Origin of the sequence: Neobacillus drentensis NBRC 102427 (assembly GCF_001591445.1) — a bacterium.
Classification (GTDB): Bacteria; Bacillota; Bacilli; order Bacillales; family Cytobacillaceae; genus Neobacillus; species Neobacillus drentensis.
Map to the genome: position 1 here is coordinate 37,322 of NZ_BCUX01000009.1, position 26,663 is coordinate 63,984.

A 26,663-nucleotide genomic window follows, 5' to 3' on the forward strand; every position below is an offset into this window, starting at 1 on the left:
GATTCTAGTAAATATTATGAAGATACTAGAATCGATAGAACCACTAGTTAAATTTTAGAGGCACTTCCTATAAAAAGTAGATCTAAAAAGTACCTCGGGGAAATCCTCTTATTTTGTATAATACCCTGCATTCTCTTGGTCAACTGCACTATGGAGCGAGGAATTCAATCCGTTCGCAATTAAATTTGCCATATCCTCAATGAAAACATCTACTTCCTTAGGAGTCACCATTAAATTATGTCCGATTGGAGATAATACCTCATAAATTAATTTTCTTTTTTCATCATCTGCTAATGTACCAATCATCCCAAGAAATGTCTTGCGGTGCTTTTCTTCAGGTAAATCCTCCTCGGTCAGCTTGCGCTTTTCTCCGAAACTCATCCCAGCTGGTGCAAGCGCCCTCGATGGCCGATTTCCTTCCCTAAGTTCTTTCCCGAAATGCTTAAGAATAAAATCAATCGTATCACTTGTAATTGACACGGCATCAACCACGGTCGGAACCCCGATCGCAATGACAGGAATCCCTAAGGTTTCCTTGCTCAGTTCTTTTCTTTTATTACCAACACCTGAACCAGGATGAATGCCTGTATCAGAAATTTGAATCGTTGAATTGACTCTTTCAATCGATCGTGATGCTAGTGCATCAATGGCAATGACAAAATCAGGTTTTGTTTTTTCAACAACGCCAAAAATAATATCGCTTGTCTCAATCCCGGTTAAACCCATAACCCCCGGCGACAGTGCACTAACCGACCTAAAGCCTTCTTCAACATTTTCGGGCTGAAGTTGAAACAGGTGACGGGTAACCAACAAGTTTTCACAAACCATTGGTCCAAGTGCATCTGGGGTTACATTCCAATTTCCCAGTCCTACGACTAAACAGGAATCCGTTTTTTTAATTCCGGTCCCCTCCAAAAAGTAAGCAAACTCACGCGCGAAAATTTCCTCAACTTTTTGCTGTACCTCCGTATTTTGCTGGCGAATCCCTTGTACTTCTAACGTTAAATATCGGCCAGCCTTTTTGCCAAGCTGTTGTTCACCTTGTTTGGTAACCTCTACTAAAGAAACCTTTATGTCATCAACATCTTTTTCTTTGATAATTACGCCTTCAATTTGCGAAAGATCTTTTTCTTGCCCGACAGTTCCATCCTGTTGTGATAGCACCATTTCCCTTGCCTCAATGGCCAAATCCGTTCGAACAGAGTACTGACTTAAGTCAATTGATTCGTTCATTACAAACACTCCCATCAAAATCTTCCTAAAATATAGAAACTATTTCCTATTTTTACCCTTTTCGACTTAATTCATGCAAAAAACAAGTATTGCATTATTAGCTTCTATTTGATAAAATATTTCATGTTCTGAATTATTTTTTATGAATGTTAAGTCGAGTTCATATAGTCTCGATTCTTTGTAGGAGGTGAAAGTAATGCCTAATATTAAATCTGCTATTAAACGTGTAAAAACAAGCGAAGCTCGTAATGCTCAAAATACAACTGTTAAATCTGCAACTCGTACTGCTGTTAAGAAAGCGGAAGCCGCTATTACACTTAACGATGCTACAGCTGCTAAGGAAGCATTAGTTACTGCTGCTAGTAAATTAGACAAGGCTGCTGCAAAAGGTCTTATCCACAAAAATGCTGCTGCTCGTAAAAAGTCTCGTCTAATGAAAAAGACAAACGCGCTATAATTAAAGCGTAAAAAAACGATTCCCTTTACAGGAATCGTTTTTTTATTTCTTTAAATGAAATAGAAACATCTCAATCAATAAAGATTTATTCATGCCACCAGTTTTCATTTGATAGTCGGCTTCAGCAAGGAGTTCCATTAAATAAGCCAATTCTTCATCCGTAAATTTAGGAGCCTGCCCGAGGGCAAGTTTGACTCGGAAAGGATGTGTTTTCAAGAAACCGGCTATTTGCTGCTGTCCATACCCTCTTCTCGAGAGCTCCTTCACCTGGTAAATTAACCTAAATTGTCCTGCTAGCAATGCCAAGATCTTGATTGGTTCTTCATTCTGTTTTAACAAATCATAATAAATTCTTAGGGCTTCATCAAGTTTTCGCTGAACAACTTTTTCAATCAGTGTAAAAATATTTTGCTCAAGCGAACGAGCTACTAATTTTTCAACTAAACTGATATCAATCCTTTTTTCATCAGCTGCGTATAGAGCCAATTTGTCCACTTCACTGGTAATCATAAACATATTTGTTCCAACCAATGCCAGCAATTGTTCAATCGCCGCTGGTTCAAATTCAATCCCGCTGCGCTTTGCCCTGCTCACTACCCAGTTTTTTAATTCATGTTCATTTAACTTTTTGGCTTCAACTATTTCAGCACTTCTTTTTAATTCTTTCGTTATTTTTTTTCGTTCATCTAATTTTTCATATGGAGCTGAAATGACGACTACTGTATAAGGTGCCGGCTCCTTCAAATACATTTCGAATCTTGATATGTTATGATTGATTTTTTCCTTTGACTTTTCTGCAGTTAAAAAAACAGGATTATGTAAAAAGATTACTTTCTTTTCACCTAAAAATGGAAAGGTTTCCGCATCTTCGATTGCAACCTCAATAGGAGTTTCCTCTAAATCATAGGTTGAAAAATTAAAATCCTTCTCTTCTTCAGTTAAAATATGGTTTAGTAATAATTGCTTTGTTTCATTTATTAAAAATGCCTCTGTTCCAAATAATAAATAAACAGGAGCAATATCCTTTTGTTTAATTTTCCTCCAAATATCAACGACCATTTGTCAGCGCTCCCCTTCTCCCACTCATATATATGGTAAAGAAGCTTGGACAATTTGACAAGTACTTAAAGGGAATTAGCACTTATCAATAAGTGCCAATTCCCAATCTATAATGAACGCCTTCAACAGAAGCCCTAGGATATTCTATTGTTCGGCGGAATTCCTTGTGTAAGATTAGTGTAGCCTTTTATCAGTCTCACTATTTTGACAACTCTTGTCAGTTAAGGAAATGCATTTTGATGTAAGCTGGATTTTTTCATGAGAATGACTTATACTATATGTGAAATAGGAGGGGTAGACTGTGAATGAATTTGAAAAAGATGTGCAAAGTAAACGAAACGACGCTATTGATTCTGGGGTAGGATTTGGGGTTTCCTTTGGTTTTTTTGCGATAATGTTTATCGTTGCGACAGTCATTAAAGTAATCGGTTCATAATGAATGGCTACATATGTGTAATTTAGGGGACTGCATTCCTGCAGTCTTTTTAATTTTTTCTTGAGATGCTTTATCCTATGGTAAATAGGGAGAAATGGTTCCAGATCCATGATAAAATTTATAGGTTATCGCCCCTTGCTGGTCCGTTCGGAAAATTAATGTGTTAGTTTTTTTTAATCGTTCGAGCACCTCTGAATGCGGGTGGCCGAAGCGATTTTTTTCACCTACAGAAATCAGGGCAGCTTTCGGGTTTATTTGAGTGATAAAAGCTTCTGCACTTGATGTTTTACTGCCATGGTGACCGACTTTTAAAACGTCAATTTTTAAATGAGGATATTTTTTAATAATTTTTTCTTCTCCTTCTTGATCAAGATCGCCACCAAAAAACCAACGAACTCCCCCTAATTTAGCCAAAAAAGCAATGGACCCACTGTTTCTTTCCCCTGGAAAGTTCTTTTCTGGGGAAAGGATATAAAATTCATTTTCTCCACTAACCCAGCGGTCTCCTTCTGAAACTTTTATGACAGCAATTTTTTTCTTTTGTGCCTCCAGGGTAATATCCAGTTCAGTATCAGATGGTGCGATTACAGAAGGCATCAGAATTTGTTTTACTTCAAGCTCATTTAAAATCGAGAATGCCCCTCCAATATGATCCATATCCCCATGTGTCAAGATAAGTTTATCTATCTTGGTAATTCCTTTTCCTTTTAGAAATGGCACAACAACATCCCTTCCCACTTCAAATGGTTTTGTACGTTCTCGCCACTTTTCTTCCGCGTAATTCATGGTCCCACCTGTATCAATGAGATACGTCCCTTTCCCGTGTGGAAATTGAATTAGAATACTATCCCCTTGACCAACATCAATCATTGTCACTTCAGAATAAGGATATAGCCAATTCCAACCTTGCTGAAATATTATCAGCCCAAGACATAATAAGATGAGGAGACCCTTCCTTTTCGGAAATCTTTTGGTTTCCCAAATATAAAAAATGAAAAGCAAGATAAAAATATAGATCGAAAGTAATAACCAATTGGGCCTTCCAGGGCTAAAACGGAAGAAACTAAAATCAGCAAGGAACTCAATCAGGTGATTAGAGAGGCTAATGATGGTTAAAAAAAATTTTATAAGAATGAGTGGAGTTTTTCCAAATACAAACTGAATGATATACAAAAGATACAATCCAGGGAGGTACAAAAATGAAAAAAGCGGAATGTACACCATATTAGCGAATATCCCTATCAATGAAACCTCAAAGTAATGATACAGTAAGAACGGAAGTGCAGCTAATTGTGCAATTAGCGATGTAGCAAGCATCCTCGTGCTGTTCCTTTCATAGCCTTGAAGTATATATGGTGCTGACAAAATGATCACAAGACTTACTGAGAAAGAGAGTTGAAAACCTGCATCAAAAATCACCATTGGGTTAAAAAACAAATAGAATAGAAAGGCCAAGCTAATAGCATCTAAGGGGATAAGCTTCAGGCGCGTTTTTAACTTAACAGTCAGTAACACGAGGAAAATCATGATCGCTGAGCGGATTACAGATGGTGAACCACCGGTTAGAATGACATAAATGGGCAGGAGCATTAGAAGAAAATTAATCATGAACTGTCTTGTTAGTCCAAATCGAATCCCAATATAAAAAACCATCGCGATTAATAATGAAACATGGAGTCCTGAAATGGCGAGTAAATGAACAATCCCAGTCTTTTGATACGCAGATAAAACTTCCGGGTCAAACAAATTTCTGTCCCCGAATATTAATGCAGCTGAAAGTGAAGCAATTTCGACGGGAAAATGAGACTCTAAATAATTAATTCCAGAATATCGAAGTTGTTTGATCATTTCTACTGGAGTAGTCTTCACGGAAGAGCAATTTTGAAGTGGACTTGCTTGGGTCTCTACTATCCAATAAATATTCTGCCTCGATAAATAATTTCGGTAATTAAATGCATTGGGGTTTTTAGCAATCGCTGGTTTTTCCAGAGTGCCTGACACCCTGCATAAACAATGATAAAACGTTTTTGTTTTTAAATTTTCTTTTTCTTGTTCTGATTTAATTTTGTAACGGATGAGGAGTTTTTCCTTGAATTTGGCATCTGTAGCCAGTACCTGTAATAAGTCGCCATCAATTTTGGGGTCTTGTGCATAGTGTAGATAAAAGGTTGTAGTGGATGCGGGGATGCCTGTTTTATTTATGGATACTGCATGTAGACCGATTAATAAAAAGGTTAAAAAACAAATGGCTATGATCGCAAGGTGCAATTTCTTAAAGCGTTTATATTTAAATAGAAGATAAAGATAAAGGGTTTGGATGAGGATAAACGATATCCAATGATATTGAGCAGAGAGCACGCCTAATAAAGCAGAGATTGCAAAATAAAGATATTTTCCATTCATTTGATTTTCTCCCTAAGGGATTTTTTTACAAAAGACAGAAGAGCCGACAAAGAGCCGGCATTCATCTGCAGAATTAATACTTAACCGTCCGTAAATCAATAACCGATTCATCCAGCGTTACCTTTTCAATAGTTACATTGGCCTGTTGGAAGAGTTCAATTGCATACGGGTGATTTTTATAATCCTCCGCGTAATAAACGGTTTTAATACCCGCTTGGATAATTGCTTTACAGCATTGAAGGCAGGGGAAATGGGTGACATAAATTTCAGCTTCAGCTGTCGGGACCCCAAATTTAGCACATTGAAGCAGTGCATTCATCTCAGCGTGAATCGTTCTGACACAATGATTGTCAATTACATAGCAACCCTTATCAATACAATGGTCTCCACCCGTTATTGAGCCGTTATAGCCTCCAGCGATAATACGTTTATCCCTAACAATTGTAGCTCCCACAGTCAGCCGTGTACATGTGCTTCTTAGTGCGAGTAAATGGCTTTGTGCCATAAAATATTGATCCCATGAGATTCGTTCCACTTCTCCCACTCCCTTTAAAAATTCTCTCACTTAAGTTTAATAGGGTTTGTCCATTTAGGTCAATTAGAGTTTCACTAAATCGCGAGTAAATCTTTGAGTTTGTCGAATGTTTTATCCCCGATACCGCTAATATTCTTCAAATCTTCAATAGCTTTAAATGGGCCGTTTGTATTCCTATATTCAATGATGGCGGCTGCTTTAGCTGGACCGATGCCGGGAAGATTTTGCAATTCCGTTTCATCCGCCTTATTTATATTAATTTTTGCTTCCTTTTGATTACCCCCTGAACCTATTTGGCTGCCCCCCGAAGATATTATGGGAGCTCCCTCCTCGCCCTTTGCAGGGATATAAATAATCATTTCATCCTGAACATGCTCAGCAAAATTCACCTGTCCCTGGTCTGCCTTGTCCGTTAAACCACCCGCTCGACTGATTACATCAATAACCCTCTCATCAGCGTTTGCTTGATAAACACCCGGAAGTTTGATTTGCCCCTTAACATCGACCATAATTTTCTCAGGCATTGCTTGTTGACTTGCAGGTTTAGTCGTTTCTGTTTCTGTTTCCTTTTCTCCTACTTGAGACTTCTCTTCCAGACTAATGGAAGCAGTGGGGAGAGGCTCAGGATTTTCATTGACATAAAAATAATAAAATCCTCCGATTGCAATAATAGCCATAACTAAAACAGGTATTTTGTGTTCAACCAACCAGTCTTTCACTTGAATCCTTCCTTTCTAAAGGTATATTTCACTTACAGATTTCATATGGTTATAAAAGAAACTTGCTTGCGAAGGAGGGTCGGAACAATGAATATAGGCATTATCGGTACTGGAAATATGGGAGGCATGCTGGTAGAGGCCCTAATTGAAGGAAAAGCCATTTCCCCTGCTTCTATGATGATTACAAACAGGACAAAATCAAAAGCAATGTTGCTTAAAGATAAATATAAGGAACTACGGGTTGGAGCGAATCCAAGAGAAGTTGCCGCTGCGTCCGACTTGGTATTTGTTTGTGTAAAACCATTAGATGTATGTAAAATTCTAAATGAAATGAAACTACATTTAAGCCCGGAAAAATGCCTCATTTCCATAACGAGTCCTGTCAGTACAAGCCAAATTGAAAAGATGGTAACTTGTTCTGCCATAAGAGTCATCCCAAGTATCACGAATCGGGCATTATCCGGGGTGTCATTAATTACTTATGGTGAAAATTGCAGCGATCTTTGGAAATCTAGGGTAGAGAAGTTAATTGCGAAGATTTCGGTTCCCTATCAAATTGATGAAAAAATAACGAGGTCTTCTTCTGATATCGTCAGCTGCGGTCCCGCTTTTTTCAGCTATCTTCTTCAGCGCTTTATCCAAGCTGCTGTAAAAGAGACCGAAATTGATGAAGATGCAGCAACGATTATGGCGAGCGAAATGATTGTGGGACTGGGTGAATTATTAAAGCAAGGGCATTATACGTTATCAACATTGCAGAAAAAGGTATGTGTAAAAGGCGGGATAACAGGTGAAGGAATAAAAGTACTGGATACCGAGTTCGGAGATGTATTTGAGCACTTATTTCAGGCAACGCAGGCAAAATTTAAAGAGGATCTAGACAAAGTCGAAACACAATTCTCTAATTATTAGTTTCGCCATTTACTGACAAAATTCCTTCTTCCTCATAAAAAAAAGCCATCTTATTTTAGATGGCTTTTTTACCTTTTCTCGCAACAAAAAAGATACGTTCTGATTGTGTTTGGGGCTCCGAATCTTCAAAATCTGCACATACCTCTAACAACTCAAACCCAGCCTCGATTAACCAGGTTTTATATTGTTGGACTGCATATGTTCGTTGATAATGGAGCTCATCGAATCGATCATACTTCCCTGTCCGTTCATCCAAAACAAAAAAGCTTAACTCATGTTCCACACTATTTGGACTTTCTCCAGGGAAACTATTCCAGATGTATGAAACATGATCATCGCTAGCAGCAAAGGTTTGATTAATGAATAGATGAGAAATTTTATAAATAGAATGGACATCAAAAATAAAAATTCCTTCATGGGTCAAATGCTGGAAGGCGTTTGAAAAAGTAGCCCTCACTTCTTCCTCTGTTTGCAGATAATTTAATGAATCACAAAAAATCCCGATCACATCAAATTCGCCCTGACCTTCCAAGTCAGCCATGTTCTGCTGAAAAAACGGGATTTTGACTCCTTTTTCCTCAGCCTTTGCCTGTGCTACGGCAAGCATATCCTCAGATAAATCGACACCCGTTACTTGAAAGCTGTCTTTTGCAAACCGGACGGAGAGTTCTCCTGTCCCACATGCGAGGTCGAGCAAGCGGTTCCCCGTAACGTTATATTTCACACACCTATCTTTGACAAACTGGACCCACTCATCATAGGGTGCGTCGTTCATTAGTTCATCATAAAGATAGGCGAATTGCTGATAACTCATGAATTCAGCGCACTATGGATATCTTCCAACGGCGCATCGCCCCATAGACGCTCCAATTTATAATAACTTCTTTCGTCACGATGAAAAACATGGGCTACCACATCACCTAGATCAATCAACACCCATCTAGCTTCATCATAACCCTCAATCCTTTTTACGTCATACCCAAGTTCTTGTGCTTTATCTTTCATTTCCTTTGCAATCGCCTGAACTTGTTTATCCGAATTGCCATGGCAAATGATAAAATAATCAGCAATTAACGAAATCCCCTGCATATTAAGGGCTAAAATGTCTTCAGCACGTTTGTCATCTGCTGCTTTAACAGCAACTTTTAAAAGTTCTTGATTATCCATTAATCAATCCTCCAGTTTTCTTATAAGGTCATTGTAGGTATAGAATGTTTCAGGGTATACGGTTTGATTCTTTTTCAATAAAAAAATGATTGTATTTTTGACTGCCATTATTAATGCTTTATCTAAATTTTCTTTGGCCACATTTCTTACTTCTTCAACACCTGGAAAATGCCGGCCCGGTTCAATATAGTCGGCTAAATAAATGATTTTATCAAGTAAGGTCATTCCAGGTCTTCCTGATGTATGAAAACGGATCGCTTCCAACACTTCCGGGTGGATTATACCCGCTTCTTTTTCTGCCAAGTAAGCCCCTACAGGTGCATGCCATAATTCCGAATTATATTCAAGCAAATTTTGTGGAAATCCTTGTTCGATAATGATTTCCTTCATTTCAGCTTTGGGGCGAAATTTTGCATAATCATGAAAAATCGCAGCTAATTCCGCTTTTTGTTCATCGCCGCCATATTGCTTGGCAAGTGCAATCGCTGTCTCCATTACTCCTAAGGTATGCTGATAGCGGTGATCGGTTAATTGGATCTTAACAAGCTTTAACGCCTCTTCACGTTCCATATAAATGCTTCTCCTCGATAAATTGAATGACCGAATCGGGCAGTAAATAACGAACAGTCTTGCCGTTTTTTACCCGATCTCGGATCATACTTGATGACACATCCAATGCAGGTACATCTACATAAAGGACGGGGTAGTCTGTTTGACTGCTATATGATGGTCTTTCAACTCCAACAAATTGGACCAATTTAATAAGTTCATCAATTTTATGCCATTTCGGCAGGTATTCAATCATATCCGCTCCAATAATAAAGAAAAACTGATGGTTAGGATACTGGTTATTCATCATCTTCATCGTATCGACCGTATAAGAAGGACCTTGCCGATGAAGTTCTATTGTTTCCACTCGAAAGGCGTCATTTCCTCCGATGGCTAATTCGAGCATTTGAAGACGGTCTTCATTACTAATCGATTCTGATTTTTTCTTATGAGGAGGCTCTTGGTTTGGGAGAAACCAAATCTCATCAAGCTGAAGAGTGGAAAGAACCTCATTTGCAATTAAAAGATGTCCATTATGGGGAGGATCAAAGGTTCCTCCTAATATTCCCACCTTCAACATGCGATCGTCTCCTTATACCATTTTGATTATGGAAGTTTGATTGATTTCTTTTCGACTGACTCTTTATATAGGACAATCGTATTTCCAATAAGTTGAACAATTTCCGCACCCGTACCTACAGCTAACTGCTCAGCAACCACTGTTTTATCTTCTTCACAATTTTGCAAAATGCTGACTTTAAAAAGCTCTCTTGCTTCTAGTGCATCCGCTACTTGTTTAATCATATTTTCGTTAACTCCACCTTTGCCTACTTGAAAAATAGGATCAAGATGGTGGGCCTTTGAACGTAAAAAACTTTTTTGCTTTCCTGTTAACATGTTCTTCCTCCTAGTTGTTTTAACACATTATCTCTCATTCTTTCCACATCCGGGAAAATTCCCGTCCATTTTTCAAAAGCAAGTGCACCTTGATAAACAAACATGTCTAACCCGTTTTGGATGTTTGCTCCATGGATACGCGCTTCTTGTAAAAATTGAGTTTCAAGCGGATTGTATATGATATCACAAAAGAATGTCTCTTTCCTTATATTTATTAGTTCAACGGGCTTTACACCAATTTTTGGGGACATGCCAATCAGTGTGGTTTGGATTATCAAATCATATTCCCCTATCGATTGACTTACCTCGTCAAACGAAATAGCACTAGATGAAACGGAATAAGGACAGTCATTGATTAATTCCTGAGCTCTCTCTACCGTCCGATTAGCAATGTTTAATACGGTGGGGTTTTCCTTTGCCAAAGTAAAATAGATAGCTCTCGCAGCCCCGCCTGCTCCGATCATCAACACCTTTTGGTCTGCTATTTTAGGCAGAAACGCATTTAAGCCTTTTAAAAAACCAGGACCATCTGTGTTATAGCCAATTAGCTGACCGTTTTCATTTACAACCGTATTCACCGCCCCTATGTTCGCGGCTAATTCATCAATGCCATCTAGAAAGGGAATGATATTACTTTTATGTGGTACAGTTACATTAAAGCCACCGACGCCAAGCGTTTTTAATCCCTTAACCGCATCATGTAAATCCGCATCCTCCACTTGAAAGGGCAGATAGACGGCATCAATATTATAATATGAAAATAAATCATTGAGCATAACCGGAGACATACTATGCCCGATTGGATTCCCCAAAACAGCAAATAATTTCTTCACCAATATTCCCCCCACCCGTGGTAGAACTTTAAAACCTGACCCTAATGATTTCTATCTATATTAACGATTTTCGAATTAATGCTTGGACACCTTTAGGTACATAGGCCGCCACTTTTGCACCTGCCTCATTCACTGTAATCCAACCAAGTCCTGAGAAAACGATATCTGTTTTTGCTTCTTTCACAATAAATTCATGTTTCACAAGCTCTGGAAAAGAATCTAATTGTTCGATGCGGGGTGGTGTCAACATTTCCCCCACATGCTTTTCATAGAGGTCATCCGCATTTTCAATTTTTGTTCTGTGTATATTCAATTCATTAGAAACATAACAAACAAAGGATCTTCGTCCGCCACTGATATAATCAAAGCGAGCCAAGCCTCCGAAGAATAAGGTCTGACCTTCATTTAACTGAAACACCTTTGGCTTAATTTCCTTCTTAGGAGTGATAATTTTCAAATCTCTCTTATCTACAAAATGCGCCATTTGATGATGGTTGATAATTCCAGGTGAGTCAATTAAGAATTTTTCATCATCAAGCGGAATTTTGATAATATCCAATGTCGTTCCCGGAAAATGGGAGGTGGTAATCACATCTTCTTCTCCCGTTACTTCTTTAATAATTCGGTTGATAAACGTTGATTTCCCAACATTTGTACAACCAACCACATAAACGTCTTTCCCATTTCTATATTCATCAATGGCCGCCGCCGTTTCCTTAACAAATAAGCCTTTTGCTGCACTTACAAGGAATACATCTTCTGGCTTTAAACCAAGTTCTTTCGCCTCATGCTTCATCCAGTGAATTAATTTGCCATGCTTCACCGATTTTGGCAACAAATCAACTTTGTTGCCGACAAGAAGAACTTTGTTCCCGCCAACAAAGCGGTGTAAACCAGGAAGCCAGCTGCCATTAAAATCAAAAATATCGACAATCATGACTATTAAAGCATCTGACTTACCCATTTCATTTAATATTTTCAAAAAATCATCATCCGTTAAGCTTACATCTTGAACCTCATTGTAATGCTTGAGACGAAAACATCGTTGGCAAATAATCATTTCCTTTTCCAAAGCCGATGCTGGGGCATATCCTAGTTCCTCTGGGTTATCTGTTTGAACTTTTACTCCACAACCCATACAAATATATTGATGTTCACTCACACATTAGTCCTCCCATTGAAGCATACCTTTTTTTCGAAACCAATTTAAAATTCTTCTTTCAGCAAACCGGTTAAATTTTGTCCAGAAGCCGTCCGTCTGTGCAACAGGGACAACCAGGATGGTATGAAATCCACCCCGGTTTCCGCCAAGTACGTCTGTCAGCAACTGGTCGCCAATTACTACAGCTTCTTCTTTTTTTATACCCATTTGTGAGATTGCTTTATGAAAAGCGATTGCAAATGGCTTCCTGGCCCTAAAAATAAAGGGAATTCCCAATGGATCCGAAAAAGCCTTAACTCGTTCTTCATTATTATTAGAAACGATTGTCACGAGGATATTATGTTTTTTCATTTCCTCAAACCATTTAATTAATTGAGGAGTAGCAAAGGGACGGTCCCATTCTACTAACGTATTATCTAAATCCGTAATGACCCCTTTAATCCCCTTAGCACTTAACTGTTCAGGCGATATATCAAGAATGCTTTTCACATGTTCATTCGGTAGAAATTGTTTTAACACTAAGTTTACACCTCATTGACTTCTAAATATAATCGTTCAATATATTTTTCACTTGTACCATCATACCCAATTTTAACCTTTGTTTCAAAGATTAAATGTATTTTGTTAATAAGCTTATTATTCATCAAAACATGATAATAAATGATTTTAAAATATCATTGCTCCTAAAATAAAACTAGGTTTTTTCAAAAATCTGGCGATATTTATAAAACAAAAAAATATTTTTCGACAAATATCCTCATTTCCAACTGTTGTGGATAAAGTTATTAACATTATACCCATTGAATCATCCACTTTTCATCCTTTTATAAACAATGTAATCACAAGTTATCCACTAGAACCTGTGGATAGTTAGAACGATTGTTCTATAGGAATAAATTTGGTAGATTTAGGGTACACCAATTGAACATACCATTTTATGTTTATGTTTCCTATATAAGAACACTTTATTTTCATAACGGAGGTGGATTCTGCCGTGCGGAAACTGTCAGATGAATTATTAATCGAGTCATATTTTAAAGCCAGAGAATTAAAATTAAGCCCAGATTTTATCGGACTCATTGAGTCAGAAATGCTTCGTCGTTCCTTATACCATAAAATAAAAATGTCATCATAAAATTTGTACGAGCCCTTTTTAGGGCTTTTCTTTTTGTCCTCACTCCATGCCAAATCATTATTTACTAATTTCTAAATACGCCAATTTTTTCTCCGACTTTAATTTCCTTCGGGGTTTGAAGCGTTGAATCTATTTGAAAAATACCCTCTTCGAACAACAGGACAACGGTTGAACCAAAACTAAAATAAGCCATTTCTTCGCCCTTTTCCAATTCTGATCCCTTGTGGGTGGTTTCAATCGAATTAACAAACATGGCTCCAACCTTTACAACAGCTACATGTCCAAAGTCCGTTTTCACTTCCGTAATGACTCGAAAATTCTTAGCAAGGGTTCGAACTCCATATTTTAGCCCCAGCTTATTGACTGGATAGGATTTTGATCCAAGTGTCCATTGTTTGGTGACTATGCCATTGACAGGGCTGTGAATTCGATGATAATGGCTGGGGCTTAAATAAAGAATCATGTATGTACCATTTAAATATTTGGCTAACAGATTGTGATTTCCCAGCATTTCTTCAATCGAATACGTTTTTCCTTTAACAAGGATGTCACTCGTTTCTGTAATCGGACCTACATCCTCGATAACCGCATCCACAGGACTAACCACTGTAATATTACTTTTATCAATTTTTCTTGCCTCTTTTTTCAATGTCCTCACAAATAAATCATGAAGAGTAGGATATTCTGACAACCCCTTTTCCATTTCTTCCTGATTTAGATGATAAACTTTGGCGAAGGATGGTACCACGAAACGGCTAACAGGAGACCGCGCAAACCTTCTTAAAATTCCTGATGTCCACCTTCCATTTGTTAACTCAATCATTAGTCGATAAAAGCTTTCAATCATCTAATCCCCCCAAATAGTGTAAAAATACTCTTTACGAAAAGACATAAAACGCTTAAAATTAAATATTATAGAGTAATTAAGAAATTGTTTTCCTTTCTGGCTGTAAAAAAGGAGTGATGTGGACCATGTTTTTGTTGGAAGTACTTGATCAAACAATTAAAAAACTGAAATTGCAAACAGCAAATGTTATTACCTTAACAAACTTATCTTTGGGTGGATTTGCCATTGTATTCGGGCTTCATGGGAATTTAAGATTAAGTCTGTTGCTAATTTTTATTGCTGCACTGGCCGATCGGTTTGATGGCATGATTGCACGAAAATTCAATATTGAATCTGAGCTAGGAAAACAATTAGATTCCATGAGTGATATTATATCATTTGGTGTAGCACCTGCACTATTACTATATCAAGGAATTTTGTTTGAATTTGGCGGACCGGGTTCATTTTTTACCGTTTTCTACATTGGTTGTGGCGCATTCAGGTTAGCACGCTTCAATATTACGGAAAGCAACGGCTATTTTACTGGCTTACCGATTACCGCAGCAGGTTGCTTGGCAACCTTAAGCTTTTTAGCCATTCCTTATATCCCTTCCCAATCGTTCTTATTTATTACCATCATTCTATCATTCCTAATGGTCAGTCCATTTAAACTAAAAAAAGTCTAGAAATAGCATCAGAGCATCAATCCTGCCAACGGTTGATGCTCTTTTTTTTTTCAAAAAAATGATTTCTCAAATAAAAAGTGTTGATGGACAGACACAATTTCGCTTTTCCTTCATAGGAATTAATAATAGGCGAATAAGCCAAAAAAGACGGGGGTAGATGTGGATGTCTGGAATCTTAACAGCTCTCGGATATTTAATGAAGGAATTCTTATTTCTTGTTTCCTATGTAAAAAATAACGCCTTTCCTCAGCCCCTATCTGCCGCAGAAGAAAGAAAATATCTTCGATTAATGGCAGAAGGAGATTCCCATGCGCGCAATATGTTAATCGAGCACAATTTGAGATTGGTCGCGCATATAGTAAAAAAGTTTGAAAACACCGGGGAGGATTCGGAAGATTTAATATCAATCGGAACCATTGGTTTAATCAAGGCCATCGAGAGTTACTCAGAGGGGAAAGGCACAAAGTTGGCCACCTATGCCGCTCGATGTATAGAAAATGAGATATTGATGCATTTACGAGCTCTTAAGAAGACAAAAAAAGATGTTTCCTTGCATGATCCAATTGGTCAAGATAAGGAAGGAAACGAAATTTCTTTGATTGATGTGCTTAAGTCAGAATCTGAAGATGTCATTGATACGATTCAGTTAAACATGGAGCTTGAGAAAGTGAAAAAATATATTGAAGTACTGGACGACCGCGAAAAGGAAGTCATCATCGGGCGATTTGGTCTGGACCTTCAAAAAGAAAAAACACAACGGGAAATTGCCAAAGAGTTAGGAATATCACGAAGTTATGTCTCAAGGATTGAAAAACGCGCTTTAATGAAAATGTTCCATGAATTCTATCGGGCTGAAAAAGAGAAAAAAAAGAAATAAAAAAACAGAGCTGGGACTTACTAAAGGGTTCCGTTTTGAGGTGCTTTTCTTAAAATACGTGCCGAAATGACAGTCGTACTGGCATCGTTATGTATATATAAAACAGTAAAACTCGCCATAGTAATTGGCGAGTTTCTTTATTAGGAATACAAAGTAAAATAAGTGGAGATTTTCCGGTTAAATGCAAAATGGAGCTCGTTTCGGGGTATATAAGCGGAGGGTTTCCGGTTATGTAAAGGAAAATCTTCCATTTTCGAATTTTTCGAGTCAATAGGCGGAATCTCTCCGTCTATTTAAGCCTTTTTTAATAATAATTACGAATTAAGCGGAATTTTTCCGTCTATTTATTAGTTCGTGTGATTAACCTGTTAATGAAATTTCGTAGAAACCTTGATAAATATAGAAAAAGACGTATGCCAATTCATACGTCAATTCTTGTGTCTTTTAATAAGAAAGCACTGGAAAACGGAACATTTTAGACTTACTCCAGCTCTGTTTTTCCATTTTGCAATGGAGAACTCCATTTCATTCCACCATCAATAGATTCATATAAATCATTTTTATAGGTGGTGAAGGCCATTTGGTTTGGATCTTTTGGATTTACCGCTAAGTAAGTAATTGGATTTTCATAATCAAGAAATGGAATAGCAATATTTTTTTGTTCGCCCGTGGCAGGATTTATCGTTTTTAAGCGTATCTTCTCGTTTTCGACACTTGAAAATAAAATGTTTTCCACGCTAAATGTAAGGGCCGTAATCATTACTGGATTTGTTATCAGTTTCATCGTGTTTCCATTATCGATTGAATAATAAATACCAGACCTTGTCGACATCGCGATGGTATCGTCATTTTTCGGCTGAACTGCAATCATCCCATATGAATCTGCACCAAAATCCTTTAATGCGCTTTTTTTCCATGTGTCCCCATTATCCTTAGAATAGTTCAAACCTTTCCCAAGGTTATCGTTCGGGTTTTCTTTAATTACATAAACGCTTTTACCTGAATATCCAGCCCCCACGAAATGAAACAACGACTCACCATAGAAGGATAATTTACTAAAGGTTTGGCCTTTATTAACACTTTGAATGATACCGAGTGGGTTCTTTAGGCCCAATCCTTTTTGAGGCTGACCACTGGCAATAAACCCAGTACTTACTGTTTGAAAGCCATAGTACTCATGTTGGTTCGTGGATGTTTCATACCACTTTGACCCATTATACATTTTTAAGCCCTTATCTGTAGCCACATATAAGGCAACATCATTTCCTGGATAGCCAATACCAAGAATCTGACCTACATTTATTGATTTTGCCTGGATAATATCATAGTTTACTTTTGTTGTCTTTTCTTGTTTTGGCTTCTTCTGCTCTTGGCTCTTATCTGTACAGCCTGCGGCCAATATCAGCATTATGCCTGTCAATACAGCAAGAAAGCCTTTGTTTGTAATCTTCACTATTTCCCCTCCATAAAAATCTATGAGGTATTCTTTTACGAATCCTTATCCACCCACTTATACCCCAGTCCCCATACGGTTGTCAAATAATCGTCCACTGGAAATCCTTTTTTTCGCAATTTTTCTCGTAAGTTCCGAACATGGGAATCAATCGTCCGGTCCTCTGTTGGGGCCGCATACCCCCATATTGTGGTTAATAGATGTTCCCGTGTAAACACTTTGTTTCGATTTTTCAGGAGTAGTGCTAATAACGAAAATTCCTTCGGTGTGACAGGGACGTGCTGATTTTTATATGAAACATCAAAAGAATCCTCGTTTAAGGAAAGACCTTTAAAGTCAGTTAATTCTTTATGACCCGATTGTCGCCTTAAAACAGCATCAATACGAGCAGTAAGCTCTTCTTCATCAAATGGCTTTGAGATATAATCATCTGCACCCATTTTTAAGCCCATTACAATATCATTTTTTTCACTCCGGGCGGTCAACATAATGATTGGGATATCCCAGTTTTTGCGTATTTCCCTGCATGCTTCCCATCCGTCCATTTCTGGCATCATTACATCTAATAAGATCATATCTGCACTCTCTTCCTCCAAGTAACGAATAGCCTTAAGAGCGGAGGACATTTTAATGCATTTATAGCCTTTGGGTGTTAAATAAAGAGAAAGTAAATCTAACATTCTTGTTTCATCATCAACGAGTAGTAATTTTATCAAAATCTTCCTCTCCCGCATATTAATTCTAAATTAAATTATACTACAATCGAAAAATTAATAAGAGAAAAAAATAAAAGCATCGACCGATTAGAGAAGGTCGATGCTTATTTTCTATTCAACACTAATTTCAGCTGAAATAACGCAGCTGATTGCCGCAGTAATGACAATAGCCATCACAACCATGAACATACTCTCCACCCCTTAGATAGATCCTGTTCTTTCTAATTTGAATTTATCACATTTTCACAGTAGCTAGCTTCAGGAAATGTGTACATTTTGTTAACAAACACCTGCGGCTATTAGCAATTTGATTTCACTATGATATTATTATGAACTTTTTTTCTTTGGTTTAAAAAACAGCGATATTAATAAAATATGGAGCGGCATTTTGTTTACCTCCTAATTTTTTGACTAGCTAGGTGGTATCCTTCGAAATCCAGAGACTAGCGCCACGACCTTGCATAAGTAAAAACAACATAGTTAAAACCACCTTTCATTCTTCGGATTTTTTCCTCTTTTACATCATGCGGTACATGGAGGCTTGGCGATCTTTGTTTTGTTCGTAAAGTTTCTCAACCATTTCTTGGTGTGCAATTTCTTTCGGACTCAATCTACGTTTTTTAATCGTAATTGAAATGAAGAATATATTTAACGTCAAGTCAGTTCACTTCCTTATCTTAATCGCCTGAAAATTTCCAATTACATAAAGCGATGCATGGAAATTTGACGATCTTTGTTTTGTTCATAAAGGTTTTCAACCATTTCTTGGCGTACAGCCTCCTGAAGACTAACTTCACGCTTTTTAAACGTAATTGAAAAGAAAAATATATTTAGGGTCATGTTTACCACCTCCTTAAAAAAAGCGTTGTAGTGCAATCACAATAAATTCAATTTATGCTGTACATATCCATAATGCTCATAAAAAGGGCACAAAAAGGCCGCAGAAGAGAATCCCTGCGGCTCAGTAATTTTAGGCACAAAAATACCGCAAGGCGTCATTCTCCATGCGGCATGGATATGTATAGTCACTTAATTAAAAATTAAGCAATCCATTCCAGTCTGGTCGAATGTTTGATATTCATATATACAGTTTTCAATGCTACAGTTTTGCCAATTGTTGCTACAGCCATGCCAGTTAATGTTAACATCATTTTCTTCGACCTCCTTTTGGAATATTTTACTTACTACGGTAATTATATCCACACACAAATACTTTGTAAACCTTTTTGTGGAAATTTTTTTAAATTAATACAAAAGCCCAAAAGGTGTCAGGCACTATGTGAATTTTTCACATGGTGCCTGACACCCAATATATTATGAGTTTAATGCATTCTCCAGATCCTCGATGAGGTCTTCTACATCCTCAAGGCCCACTGAGATTCGGACTAGGCCGTCTGTTATTCCTAATTCTTCTCGTCGCTCTGCAGGAATTGATGCATGTGTCATCCTTGCTGGGACTGAGATTAGGCTTTCAACTGCTCCAAGGCTCTCAGCTAATGTAAAATATTTTACCTTACTTAGTAATTTGTCAGCATTTTCGGCACTTCCGACGTCAAACGAAACCATTCCGCCAAACCCTCTTGTTTGTTTTTTAGCAATCTGATGATTTGGGTGTGTTTCAATTCCAGGGTAGTAAACTTTTTTCACATTTGAATGCCCTTGTAAAAATTCAACAATCGCTTTCGTATTAGCCTCCATCTCTTCCAAACGAACACCTAAAGTTCGAATCCCACGAATTAACAGATAGGAATCTTGCGGACCTAAGATCCCGCCCGTTGAATTTTGAACAAAATGAAGATCTTCCGCAAGCTTTTCACTGTTGACCACAGCTAAACCTGCTACGACATCGCTGTGCCCGCCAAGGTATTTTGTGGCACTATGCACGACAATATCAGCACCAAGCTCGATTGGGTTTTGCCAATATGGTGTTGAAAACGTGTTATCGACTATGGTTAAGAGGTTATGTTCTTTCGCAAGCTTGGCAACAGCTTCAATATCAGTAATCTTAAGAAGCGGATTCGTAGGTGTTTCTAAATGAATGGCTTTTGTATTGGGTTTAATCGCCGTTAGGATATTTTCTGCTTTACTTGTATCTACAAAAGTAGAATCAATTCCTAAGCGATTCAATACTTTCGTCATGACTCGGAACGAGCCTCCATAGACATCATCAGTTAAGATCACATGATCTCCACTGTTAAACAGCATCATTACCGCTGTCATTGCTGCCATCCCAGAGCCAAAGGCAAATCCTGCTTTTCCTCCCTCAAGCTCTTTAATCAATTCCTCTAATACATGTCTAGTCGGATTTCCCGTACGTGAATATTCAAAGCCCTTATGTCCGCCGACACCTTCTTGCTTAAACGTACTAACTTGATAAATGGGAAAAGTAACAGCGCCAGTTGCAGGGTCGTTACTAATTCCACCATGAATTAGTTGTGTTTTTCTTTTCATACTATATTCCTCCCTCAAAAATCTTCTTGCTTAAATAGCGCTCACTTCCGTCAGGAAAGATCACCACGATATTGGTGCCTGACACTGCTTCCTCTGCCTCTTTAAGAGCAGCATGAAAAGCGGCACCAGAAGAACTGCCGACCAGGAGGCCTTCCTTCTCAGCTAATTCTTTTACGAGTTTGAAAGCAGTCGCATCTGGAACAGTATGAATAGCCTCAAAGTAGTCTGTGTCCATATATCCAGGCAAGAATTCCATACCAATGCCTTCGGTTTTGTGGGGACCTGATTCTCCGCCATTTAAGATCGATCCTTCTGGTTCAACGATGACTGTTTTCACTGCTTTTTTTTGCTCCTTTAAGTAACGAGCAGTCCCCATAAAGGTTCCGCCTGTCCCTGCTCCGGCAATAAAAATATCAATTTGACCGTCCATTTGATCCCAGAGTTCAGGGCCAAGCGTCTTATAATACGTTGCTGGGTTCGCAGGGTTTGCAAATTGCTGCGGGCAGTATGCCCCTGGGTTTTCCTTAAGAAGCTCCTCAGCCTTTGCAATCGCGCCCTTCATCCCCTTTTCTGTTGGCGTGTGCACAATTTTGGCGCCTAGGGCTTTCATCAGGTCTTGCTTTTCGATGCTGAATTTTTCTGGAACACAAAATATTACCTGTATTCCTTTGTTTATCGCTGCAAGTGCTACACCAATCCCGGTATTCCCGGCAGTGGGTTCTATGACAGTACCGCCCGCCTGTAATTTCCCACTAGAAAAAGCTTCGTTTAACAGTTCGATGCCAAGACGGTCTTTTACACTTCCGCCAGGGTTCATAAATTCTAGTTTTGCAAAAATACGAACTCCTTCAGGCAAAGGAAACTGTGTAATCTCCACAATAGGTGTGTGCCCTATCAGTTCATGTACATTTTTGTAAACCTTCATTTTTCCACCTCTAAGAGCTATTTTAAAGCAGCTACCATTTTCATGACTAATGTCGCAGAATTAGTTGCCGCTTTATCGATAAATTGGTCAAAAGAAACTTCAGATTCTTTTCCGGCAATATCAGAAAGCGAGCGAATAATCACAAAAGGTACTCCAAAACGATGAGCTACTTGTGCGATTGCTGCTGCTTCCATTTCCACAGCTTGCAGGTCATTAAATTTTGACCGAACAAAGTCGACTCTCGCTGGGTCCTCCATAAAGGAATCACCCGTAACAATAAGGCCTTTCACAATTTGGAATTTTTCAAGTTCTGATGCAGCTGTTTCTGCGGTGGCAATTAATCTTTCGTCTGCTATAAATGCAGCAGGCAGTTGCGGAACCTGGCCATATTCATATCCAAAAGCTGTTACATCTACATCATGGTGTCGGACCTCTGTTGATATGACGGCATCCCCAACATTGAGCGAAGGATTGAAGCCGCCTGCAGATCCTGTGTTAATGATGCAATCAGGCTTATATTTTTCTAGCAGGATGGTGGTTGACATTGCTGCATTCACTTTACCAATTCCTGAGCGCAGCAATATCACATCGGCCCCATGCATTTTCCCAAAGGTAAATTCACATCCCGCTACAGTTTCTTGTGTTTGATTGTCAATATTGCTTCTAAGTAAAGTAACTTCTTCTTCCATTGCTCCGATGATTGCGATTTTCATAAATTGACCTCTTTCTTATATTAATAATCAATATCAGATTTACTGCTTATAATCTTCCTCGGAACCAAACATCGTATCCGCAAAGACTATTCTACCCTTTTTGAAAAAAGCATGCTACAAAGTGCAGCCGATTCTCCAATAATTACGGCCAAACAGAATCACCAATCCTATAAGTATACTATGAATTCGAAAAAAACCTGTTCCCACTAATCGTAATTAACAAATTCGTCAATAATTTCGTTGTATACAGGCCTCTAAATGTCTAAAATATTATCTATTAGAAAGGATGATACTATGAATTTTCAGTTTGAACTTATTGAGGACAAAGTAGAATTTTTCGAAGCCAATAATCTAAAAACATTGCAAAAAAAGATTGAAGCACAAATTGATGAAAATAGGGCAATTCTTCTTTCTGTTCATTCCGTTTCCCACCAAATGCATGTAAATGAAAATGGTCAAATGTATTTTTCGGCAGTGGTTCACTTTAAGAAGAAATAAATCACAGCAAAAAACCTCCCGAAAGGTCGAGAGGTTTTTTAACTATCTATCATTACTGTCCTATTTAGCTAGTTCTTCCACCTTAGTTGGTTTCCAACCTTGACCGTCAACCCATTGAATATAAACATTATACTTTTGTTGTTTATCTTTTGATGTTACCGTACTAAATGAGCCATTTGTTGTAGATTTATCTCTACCCAGCCAATACACTGTCATATTGCTTTTGTCTAAACCAGTGGCATAGGAAATGGCATTTAGCATCTCCTGCCAGTCAGCCGAAGATTTATCATAAACAGGGGTATGTTCGCCTGTTTGCGAAGTCCCTACCGGCTGCCATGCCGGATTTTCGATGGTCTTTACAGCATTCGGCGAGCCGCCCTCCGTCACTACCTCCTGAGATTTATCTGCAGCATCGGGAGTTGTAGCCTCTTCTGTTGCTGTCTCATCCTTTGGCGCTGTAACATCCTCTGGTGCTGTAACATCCTCACTTGGTTCCGCTTCTTCGGCTGTAGTATCCGTTGTATTCTCTTCACCAGCAGTAGTTGTAGTAGCTTCTTCTGCCTCTTTCTGATCTGTATTCTCTTTATTTGCCGTTTCCTTTTGCTCTGTTTTTGTGGTTTCCTTTTTTGGAGCAGCCTTGTCATTTCCAGTAGCAAAGATATTATATGCGACAAAAATTATCAGTAAGAGCACAACGATAATTAAACTATTTAAGACGATATTGGTCTTTTTTCTTTTCGTACGGTAACCTGAACGCGAATTTGAATTCAAATCATTTGTCAAATTAATTCCCTCCCAAAATAAAATACGGAAGCTCCTCAAAGGATAAGGAGCCAGACATTTATAGACTCTCAATATTCTAACATGATTTAATGAGAACTTGAAGGAAAAACCATTACCTATTGCATTCCATTATCATTTTCATACAACATTTTCACGATATCAGCAAATAATAAATTGACCCCTCCCTCTGAATCTAATACATCCAAATTCACTGCCACAAGTGCATATTTGGGATTATCATACGGGAAATAACCTGCGAACCATTTGTTATGCAGCTGCTTGCCGTCTTGATATTTTCCTGTTTCTGCCGTCCCTGATTTACCTGCTACCTCATAGGGCAATTCCTTAAACCATCTTCCCGTGCCGTCCGGGTTCAAGACAACTTCCCGCAATAACCTTTGCAACTTCATCGCAGTATAGGGTGAAATGGTATCTCCACGTAAGCTTTGCTCTTGAAAATTAACCATCGTTGTGCCATTTTTGTACTCAATTTTTGATACGGCTCTAACCATCTCCTTTTCACCACCTCTTGCTATCGTCGCCATCATATTAGCAACAGCTAAAGGCGTAGCCCGCACCTCATGTTGTCCAATTCCGGTCATTGCGGCGAAATTAGCATCCTTCTTAGCATCCTCAGACAGAAATACTCTTCCTTTATCTTCTTCCGCCAACTGTTTAAAATTATTGGTGTGGTAGATATCCCCCTGCCAGCCGACAGAACCGGTAAGAGACAATTTTTCAGCATAATCTTCTAAAAGGTTTGGATTTATTTTTTGTAATTCTGTTGCTAGTTCTCCGAACGTCCGATTACAGCTCCTTGCAAAGCTATTCGTGAAATCCAACATCCCATAATTATAGGTTAACTCTGTTTTACCATTGATTTTTTTACTGCAGTCAAACAGACGCTTCGGATCATCTAGATTATGGTCTATGGCCGCAGCAGCTACAACTGTTTTGAAAACCGAACCCATGATCTGCTGCTTCAGCATCATATTCGTCATACCAGCACCATTGTAGGGGTCATTTTTATTTATCGTTGGCCTTGATACCAGTGACAGCACACTATTATCCTTAATATTAAGGAGTACGAGTCCTCCTTTTTTAATCTGATAGTGATCAACTAACTCTTCCACTCTTTGTTGAAGTGTCTTATCCAGGGTTGTCCGAATATTGACTGGATAAAACGGATTGGCCGGATCTACATATCTTACATTAATTCCAAACAGGGGTGCACCACCGCCATCGACATGATAAACCAGCTTTGATTTACCTTCAGGGAGCAGGAATTCATCAAAGCTCTCTTCCAGCCCTGACACACCAATCAAGGTTTTCTCAGACAGTTCTTTATTTGGATATCGTTTGATTAATTCTTTAGAATTTTCTCCTGTCAGACCAATCAACTGCTCAGCTGGAACTTGAGAACGTTCAAACTTTTTTTCAATTGCAAAGACACCCGGTATTTTTAAGTGATTGATTCTTTCCATTTGTGAACTAGTCAGTTCATATGGTTCAGGTTCGCCATAGGCAAAGGGTTTTTTTGCCCCTTCAACTGCCATTTTAAGGGTACTTACTGGTATTCCAGAAATGTTTGAAACCTGGTCCGCTTCCCATTCCATTTTTTTCAAGAAGGGAAAAAGGACAAGAACTGCCACCTTTTTGTGTGTGAGCATTGCACCGCTTCGGTCAAGAAAGTTCCCTCTGCCATTATCAATAACCAGTTCTTGCGTTCTTTGTTTGACACTTTCCTCAAGTAAATTTATGTTATGTTTAGAAAAGGTCTCTGTCTCAATTAACTGAATTTGCATTAAACGTCCTAACAGCAACAACAAACCTGTAATAGAAATAATCAGCCACCCAATTGCTCTTTTTCGCCACATAAAAAACACCTCGTCAAAAGTTTTGACGAGGTTTTCTTATTTCAAACAATGAATCAAATGATAAACCAAAAATAGTTATAATTACAATTATTTAATTTTAGTAATTCTAACGCTCATTTCTCCGCCTGGAGTTTGAACGGATACTTGATCGCCTACTTTTTTACCTAAAAGGCTTTTGGCAATTGGTGAATCGTTTGAAATCTTTCCTTCAAATGGGTCGGCTTCCGCGCTTCCAACAATAGAATACGTTTCTTCATCACCATCTGGGAGCTCAATAAATGTAACAGAACTCCCTAATGTCACAGAGTCACTTGCCATAGCAGCTTCTGCAATGATTTTAGCATTGCGGACCATATTTTCTAAAGTTGTGATACGACCTTCAACAAAGGCCTGTTCTTCCTTCGCAGAATCATACTCAGAGTTTTCAGATAAGTCCCCGAAACTTCTCGCAATTTTAATTCTTTCAACCACTTCTTTACGTTTCACTGATTTTAAGTATTCTAGTTCTTGGACCAGTTTATCTTTACCTGCTTGTGTCATTGGAAATACTTTCTCTGTAGCCAAAACCCTCACTCCTTCTAGTCATTAAGAATTGTGTATGTAATTTATGTAATATTATGCCAATCGGCATAATAGATAGTAGCGCGTCCTCTTATATAAGGGCGCGCGACAAAAATATTTTTTCAATATGAAATTTCCTTTTAGATATTCCTTTTGCTATTGTTTCATAAAAATGACTTTTGTTCAAGAATTGTTTGAATTTTTGTGACCATTAAATCAATTGCGACATGATTATGGCCGCCTTCAGGGATAATAATATCTGCATATCGCTTCGTTGGCTCAATAAATTGATTATGCATCGGACGAACTACATTTAAATATTGTTCAATGACAGAATCAAATGTTCGCCCGCGATCTCTAATGTCACGAGTTAATCGGCGGATAATTCTTAAATCCGCATCCGTATCTACGTACAATTTAATGTCCATTAAATCTCGAAGCCGCTCGTCCTCAAGAACTAAAATTCCCTCCAAAATGATTACATCCTGTGGTTCAACAGGAATGACTTTGTCTGAACGCGTATGGATTGAATAATCATAAACAGGCTTTTGAATGGTCTCATAGCGTAATAGCTTTTCGATATGTTCAATCAGTAAGCCATTATCAAAGGCAAGCGGGTGATCATAGTTTGTTTTTAAACGTTCTTCAAAGGGTAAATTACTCTGGTCCTTATAATAATAATCCTGTTCAAGTACCAGAATAGAATGCTCTTTCAGACTCTCATAAATAGCTTTTGTGACACTGGTTTTTCCGGAGCCGGAGCCGCCGGTTACACCAATAACAACTGGTTTGCGCATCAT

General features: G+C 38.3%; 32 protein-coding genes. 7 read left to right on the top strand and 25 right to left on the bottom strand.

Going from position 1 to position 26,663, the window contains the following annotated elements; genetic code table 11:
- Positions 1–108: 108 nt before the first annotated feature.
- The gene (gene gpr, locus BDR01S_RS05225; RefSeq protein ID WP_066260288.1) at positions 109–1,233 is read right to left on the bottom strand and encodes a GPR endopeptidase; all 1,125 of its coding nucleotides are present in this window, start codon (positions 1,231–1,233) and stop codon (positions 109–111) included.
- Between the two features lie 196 nt (positions 1,234–1,429).
- On the opposite strand from gpr, the gene rpsT reads away from it, so the two are divergent.
- Positions 1,430–1,690 carry a 30S ribosomal protein S20 gene (rpsT, locus tag BDR01S_RS05230; protein WP_066257719.1) on the top strand — a complete coding sequence of 87 codons (261 nt, stop codon included), beginning with the start codon at positions 1,430–1,432 and terminating at the stop codon, positions 1,688–1,690.
- Between the two features lie 42 nt (positions 1,691–1,732).
- On the opposite strand, the gene holA is transcribed toward rpsT, so the two are convergent.
- The gene (holA, locus tag BDR01S_RS05235; protein WP_066257720.1) at positions 1,733–2,749 is read right to left on the bottom strand and encodes a DNA polymerase III subunit delta; all 1,017 of its coding nucleotides are present in this window, start codon (positions 2,747–2,749) and stop codon (positions 1,733–1,735) included.
- Positions 2,750–3,050: 301 nt separating this feature from the next.
- On the opposite strand from holA, the gene BDR01S_RS24760 reads away from it, so the two are divergent.
- On the top strand, positions 3,051–3,185 hold the full coding sequence (locus BDR01S_RS24760; RefSeq protein WP_026563518.1) for a YqzM family protein: 135 nt from the start codon (positions 3,051–3,053) through the stop codon (positions 3,183–3,185).
- 75 nt (positions 3,186–3,260) lie between these two features.
- Here BDR01S_RS24760 and BDR01S_RS05240 read toward each other — a convergent pair whose 3' ends face one another.
- The 3 genes from BDR01S_RS05240 to BDR01S_RS05250 form a co-directional block, all read right to left on the bottom strand.
- Complete coding sequence (locus BDR01S_RS05240) at positions 3,261–5,588, bottom strand: DNA internalization-related competence protein ComEC/Rec2 (RefSeq protein ID WP_066257722.1); 2,328 nt, start codon at positions 5,586–5,588, stop codon at positions 3,261–3,263.
- A 73-nt stretch (positions 5,589–5,661) separates the two neighbouring features.
- Positions 5,662–6,123 carry a ComE operon protein 2 gene (locus tag BDR01S_RS05245; RefSeq protein ID WP_066257727.1) on the bottom strand — a complete coding sequence of 154 codons (462 nt, stop codon included), beginning with the start codon at positions 6,121–6,123 and terminating at the stop codon, positions 5,662–5,664.
- 74 nt (positions 6,124–6,197) lie between these two features.
- Positions 6,198–6,842 (bottom strand): helix-hairpin-helix domain-containing protein, encoded by a 645-nt coding sequence (locus tag BDR01S_RS05250; protein WP_066363041.1) that lies wholly within the window; start codon positions 6,840–6,842, stop codon positions 6,198–6,200.
- Between the two features lie 87 nt (positions 6,843–6,929).
- Here BDR01S_RS05250 and comER point away from each other — a divergent pair, with 87 nt between their 5' ends.
- Positions 6,930–7,754, top strand: coding sequence for a late competence protein ComER (gene comER / locus BDR01S_RS05255; RefSeq protein ID WP_066257729.1), 825 nt, complete (start codon positions 6,930–6,932; stop codon positions 7,752–7,754).
- A 55-nt stretch (positions 7,755–7,809) separates the two neighbouring features.
- Here comER and BDR01S_RS05260 read toward each other — a convergent pair whose 3' ends face one another.
- Genes BDR01S_RS05260 through BDR01S_RS05295 form a run of 8 tightly spaced genes read right to left on the bottom strand, consistent with a single transcriptional unit; the run spans position 7,810 to position 12,881 of the window.
- Positions 7,810–8,568 (bottom strand): class I SAM-dependent DNA methyltransferase, encoded by a 759-nt coding sequence (locus tag BDR01S_RS05260; RefSeq protein WP_066257731.1) that lies wholly within the window; start codon positions 8,566–8,568, stop codon positions 7,810–7,812.
- Positions 8,565–8,921 carry a ribosome silencing factor gene (rsfS, locus tag BDR01S_RS05265; RefSeq protein ID WP_066257733.1) on the bottom strand — a complete coding sequence of 119 codons (357 nt, stop codon included), beginning with the start codon at positions 8,919–8,921 and terminating at the stop codon, positions 8,565–8,567. The genes BDR01S_RS05260 and rsfS overlap by 4 nt, the downstream gene beginning before the upstream one ends.
- A 3-nt stretch (positions 8,922–8,924) precedes the next feature.
- Entirely contained in the window at positions 8,925–9,491 is a 567-nt protein-coding gene (yqeK, locus tag BDR01S_RS05270; RefSeq protein WP_066257734.1) for a bis(5'-nucleosyl)-tetraphosphatase (symmetrical) YqeK, read from the bottom strand.
- Positions 9,481–10,050, bottom strand: a complete 570-nt coding sequence (locus tag BDR01S_RS05275; protein ID WP_066257735.1) for a nicotinate-nucleotide adenylyltransferase — start codon at positions 10,048–10,050, stop codon at positions 9,481–9,483. Before BDR01S_RS05275 ends, yqeK begins: the two co-directional genes overlap by 11 nt.
- A 26-nt stretch (positions 10,051–10,076) precedes the next feature.
- A complete protein-coding gene (gene yhbY, locus BDR01S_RS05280) occupies positions 10,077–10,367 on the bottom strand; it encodes a ribosome assembly RNA-binding protein YhbY (RefSeq protein WP_066257737.1) in 291 nt (96 codons plus the stop codon).
- Positions 10,361–11,200, bottom strand: a complete 840-nt coding sequence (gene aroE, locus BDR01S_RS05285; protein ID WP_066257740.1) for a shikimate dehydrogenase — start codon at positions 11,198–11,200, stop codon at positions 10,361–10,363. The genes yhbY and aroE overlap by 7 nt, the downstream gene beginning before the upstream one ends.
- Before the next feature lie 55 nt (positions 11,201–11,255).
- Positions 11,256–12,362 carry a ribosome biogenesis GTPase YqeH gene (gene yqeH, locus BDR01S_RS05290; RefSeq protein WP_066257742.1) on the bottom strand — a complete coding sequence of 369 codons (1,107 nt, stop codon included), beginning with the start codon at positions 12,360–12,362 and terminating at the stop codon, positions 11,256–11,258.
- A 3-nt stretch (positions 12,363–12,365) separates the two neighbouring features.
- Entirely contained in the window at positions 12,366–12,881 is a 516-nt protein-coding gene (locus BDR01S_RS05295; RefSeq protein ID WP_066257744.1) for a YqeG family HAD IIIA-type phosphatase, read from the bottom strand.
- A 475-nt stretch (positions 12,882–13,356) separates the two neighbouring features.
- Here BDR01S_RS05295 and BDR01S_RS05300 point away from each other — a divergent pair, with 475 nt between their 5' ends.
- Complete coding sequence (locus BDR01S_RS05300; protein ID WP_066257749.1) at positions 13,357–13,497, top strand: sporulation histidine kinase inhibitor Sda; 141 nt, start codon at positions 13,357–13,359, stop codon at positions 13,495–13,497.
- A 64-nt stretch (positions 13,498–13,561) separates the two neighbouring features.
- Here the strand turns inward: BDR01S_RS05300 and BDR01S_RS05305 are convergent, their stop codons facing one another.
- On the bottom strand, positions 13,562–14,344 hold the full coding sequence (locus tag BDR01S_RS05305) for a phosphatidylserine decarboxylase (RefSeq protein WP_066257751.1): 783 nt from the start codon (positions 14,342–14,344) through the stop codon (positions 13,562–13,564).
- A gap of 125 nt (positions 14,345–14,469) precedes the next feature.
- Between BDR01S_RS05305 and pssA the strand changes: the two genes are divergently transcribed.
- Complete coding sequence (gene pssA, locus BDR01S_RS05310; RefSeq protein ID WP_066257754.1) at positions 14,470–15,009, top strand: CDP-diacylglycerol--serine O-phosphatidyltransferase; 540 nt, start codon at positions 14,470–14,472, stop codon at positions 15,007–15,009.
- Between the two features lie 163 nt (positions 15,010–15,172).
- A complete protein-coding gene (gene sigK / locus BDR01S_RS05315; protein ID WP_066257756.1) occupies positions 15,173–15,886 on the top strand; it encodes an RNA polymerase sporulation sigma factor SigK in 714 nt (237 codons plus the stop codon).
- Positions 15,887–16,367: 481 nt separating this feature from the next.
- Here sigK and BDR01S_RS05320 read toward each other — a convergent pair whose 3' ends face one another.
- From BDR01S_RS05320 to mtnN, 7 genes are all read right to left on the bottom strand, one after another.
- Positions 16,368–17,339, bottom strand: a complete 972-nt coding sequence (locus BDR01S_RS05320) for a F510_1955 family glycosylhydrolase (protein ID WP_066363043.1) — start codon at positions 17,337–17,339, stop codon at positions 16,368–16,370.
- A gap of 35 nt (positions 17,340–17,374) precedes the next feature.
- Positions 17,375–18,055, bottom strand: a complete 681-nt coding sequence (locus BDR01S_RS05325; protein ID WP_157406110.1) for a response regulator transcription factor — start codon at positions 18,053–18,055, stop codon at positions 17,375–17,377.
- 517 nt (positions 18,056–18,572) lie between these two features.
- Positions 18,573–18,713, bottom strand: coding sequence for a YrzI family small protein (locus BDR01S_RS24765; RefSeq protein WP_082797307.1), 141 nt, complete (start codon positions 18,711–18,713; stop codon positions 18,573–18,575).
- Between the two features lie 41 nt (positions 18,714–18,754).
- Complete coding sequence (locus BDR01S_RS24770) at positions 18,755–18,895, bottom strand: YrzI family small protein (RefSeq protein ID WP_082797308.1); 141 nt, start codon at positions 18,893–18,895, stop codon at positions 18,755–18,757.
- A 474-nt stretch (positions 18,896–19,369) separates the two neighbouring features.
- On the bottom strand, positions 19,370–20,506 hold the full coding sequence (locus tag BDR01S_RS05330; protein ID WP_066257758.1) for a bifunctional cystathionine gamma-lyase/homocysteine desulfhydrase: 1,137 nt from the start codon (positions 20,504–20,506) through the stop codon (positions 19,370–19,372).
- 1 nt (position 20,507) lies between these two features.
- Positions 20,508–21,431, bottom strand: a complete 924-nt coding sequence (locus tag BDR01S_RS05335) for a PLP-dependent cysteine synthase family protein (RefSeq protein ID WP_066257760.1) — start codon at positions 21,429–21,431, stop codon at positions 20,508–20,510.
- A gap of 17 nt (positions 21,432–21,448) precedes the next feature.
- Complete coding sequence (mtnN, locus tag BDR01S_RS05340; RefSeq protein WP_066257762.1) at positions 21,449–22,144, bottom strand: 5'-methylthioadenosine/S-adenosylhomocysteine nucleosidase; 696 nt, start codon at positions 22,142–22,144, stop codon at positions 21,449–21,451.
- A 294-nt stretch (positions 22,145–22,438) separates the two neighbouring features.
- On the opposite strand from mtnN, the gene BDR01S_RS05345 reads away from it, so the two are divergent.
- Positions 22,439–22,642, top strand: a complete 204-nt coding sequence (locus BDR01S_RS05345; RefSeq protein WP_066257764.1) for a DUF2536 family protein — start codon at positions 22,439–22,441, stop codon at positions 22,640–22,642.
- Positions 22,643–22,702: 60 nt separating this feature from the next.
- Here the strand turns inward: BDR01S_RS05345 and BDR01S_RS05350 are convergent, their stop codons facing one another.
- The 4 genes from BDR01S_RS05350 to udk form a co-directional block, all read right to left on the bottom strand.
- Complete coding sequence (locus tag BDR01S_RS05350; protein WP_066363046.1) at positions 22,703–23,425, bottom strand: YrrS family protein; 723 nt, start codon at positions 23,423–23,425, stop codon at positions 22,703–22,705.
- Positions 23,426–23,541: 116 nt separating this feature from the next.
- A complete protein-coding gene (locus tag BDR01S_RS05355) occupies positions 23,542–25,302 on the bottom strand; it encodes a peptidoglycan D,D-transpeptidase FtsI family protein (RefSeq protein WP_066257766.1) in 1,761 nt (586 codons plus the stop codon).
- 87 nt (positions 25,303–25,389) lie between these two features.
- Entirely contained in the window at positions 25,390–25,866 is a 477-nt protein-coding gene (gene greA / locus BDR01S_RS05360; RefSeq protein ID WP_066257768.1) for a transcription elongation factor GreA, read from the bottom strand.
- Between the two features lie 161 nt (positions 25,867–26,027).
- Complete coding sequence (udk, locus tag BDR01S_RS05365) at positions 26,028–26,663, bottom strand: uridine kinase (RefSeq protein WP_066257772.1); 636 nt, start codon at positions 26,661–26,663, stop codon at positions 26,028–26,030.

Bases quoted from the DNA above. Each gene is read 5' to 3' on its own strand.
- BDR01S_RS05240 (WP_066257722.1), bottom strand. From the start codon at position 5,588: ATGAATGGAAAATATCTTTATTTTGCAATCTCTGCTTTATTAGGCGTG.
- sigK (WP_066257756.1), top strand. From the start codon at position 15,173: ATGTCTGGAATCTTAACAGCTCTCGGATATTTAATGAAGGAATTCTTA.
- udk (WP_066257772.1), bottom strand. From the start codon at position 26,663: ATGATGCGCAAACCAGTTGTTATTGGTGTAACCGGCGGCTCCGGCTCC.
- BDR01S_RS05335 (WP_066257760.1), bottom strand. From the start codon at position 21,431: ATGAAGGTTTACAAAAATGTACATGAACTGATAGGGCACACACCTATT.
- BDR01S_RS24770 (WP_082797308.1), bottom strand. From the start codon at position 18,895: ATGACCCTAAATATATTTTTCTTTTCAATTACGTTTAAAAAGCGTGAA.
- holA (WP_066257720.1), bottom strand. From the start codon at position 2,749: ATGGTCGTTGATATTTGGAGGAAAATTAAACAAAAGGATATTGCTCCT.
- yqeK (WP_066257734.1), bottom strand. From the start codon at position 9,491: ATGGAACGTGAAGAGGCGTTAAAGCTTGTTAAGATCCAATTAACCGAT.
- rpsT (WP_066257719.1), top strand. From the start codon at position 1,430: ATGCCTAATATTAAATCTGCTATTAAACGTGTAAAAACAAGCGAAGCT.
- BDR01S_RS05275 (WP_066257735.1), bottom strand. From the start codon at position 10,050: ATGTTGAAGGTGGGAATATTAGGAGGAACCTTTGATCCTCCCCATAAT.
- BDR01S_RS05260 (WP_066257731.1), bottom strand. From the start codon at position 8,568: ATGAGTTATCAGCAATTCGCCTATCTTTATGATGAACTAATGAACGAC.
- BDR01S_RS05305 (WP_066257751.1), bottom strand. From the start codon at position 14,344: ATGATTGAAAGCTTTTATCGACTAATGATTGAGTTAACAAATGGAAGG.
- pssA (WP_066257754.1), top strand. From the start codon at position 14,470: ATGTTTTTGTTGGAAGTACTTGATCAAACAATTAAAAAACTGAAATTG.
- rsfS (WP_066257733.1), bottom strand. From the start codon at position 8,921: ATGGATAATCAAGAACTTTTAAAAGTTGCTGTTAAAGCAGCAGATGAC.
- mtnN (WP_066257762.1), bottom strand. From the start codon at position 22,144: ATGAAAATCGCAATCATCGGAGCAATGGAAGAAGAAGTTACTTTACTT.
- gpr (WP_066260288.1), bottom strand. From the start codon at position 1,233: ATGAACGAATCAATTGACTTAAGTCAGTACTCTGTTCGAACGGATTTG.
- BDR01S_RS05330 (WP_066257758.1), bottom strand. From the start codon at position 20,506: ATGAAAAGAAAAACACAACTAATTCATGGTGGAATTAGTAACGACCCT.
- yhbY (WP_066257737.1), bottom strand. From the start codon at position 10,367: ATGTTAACAGGAAAGCAAAAAAGTTTTTTACGTTCAAAGGCCCACCAT.
- BDR01S_RS05345 (WP_066257764.1), top strand. From the start codon at position 22,439: ATGAATTTTCAGTTTGAACTTATTGAGGACAAAGTAGAATTTTTCGAA.
- BDR01S_RS05355 (WP_066257766.1), bottom strand. From the start codon at position 25,302: ATGTGGCGAAAAAGAGCAATTGGGTGGCTGATTATTTCTATTACAGGT.
- comER (WP_066257729.1), top strand. From the start codon at position 6,930: ATGAATATAGGCATTATCGGTACTGGAAATATGGGAGGCATGCTGGTA.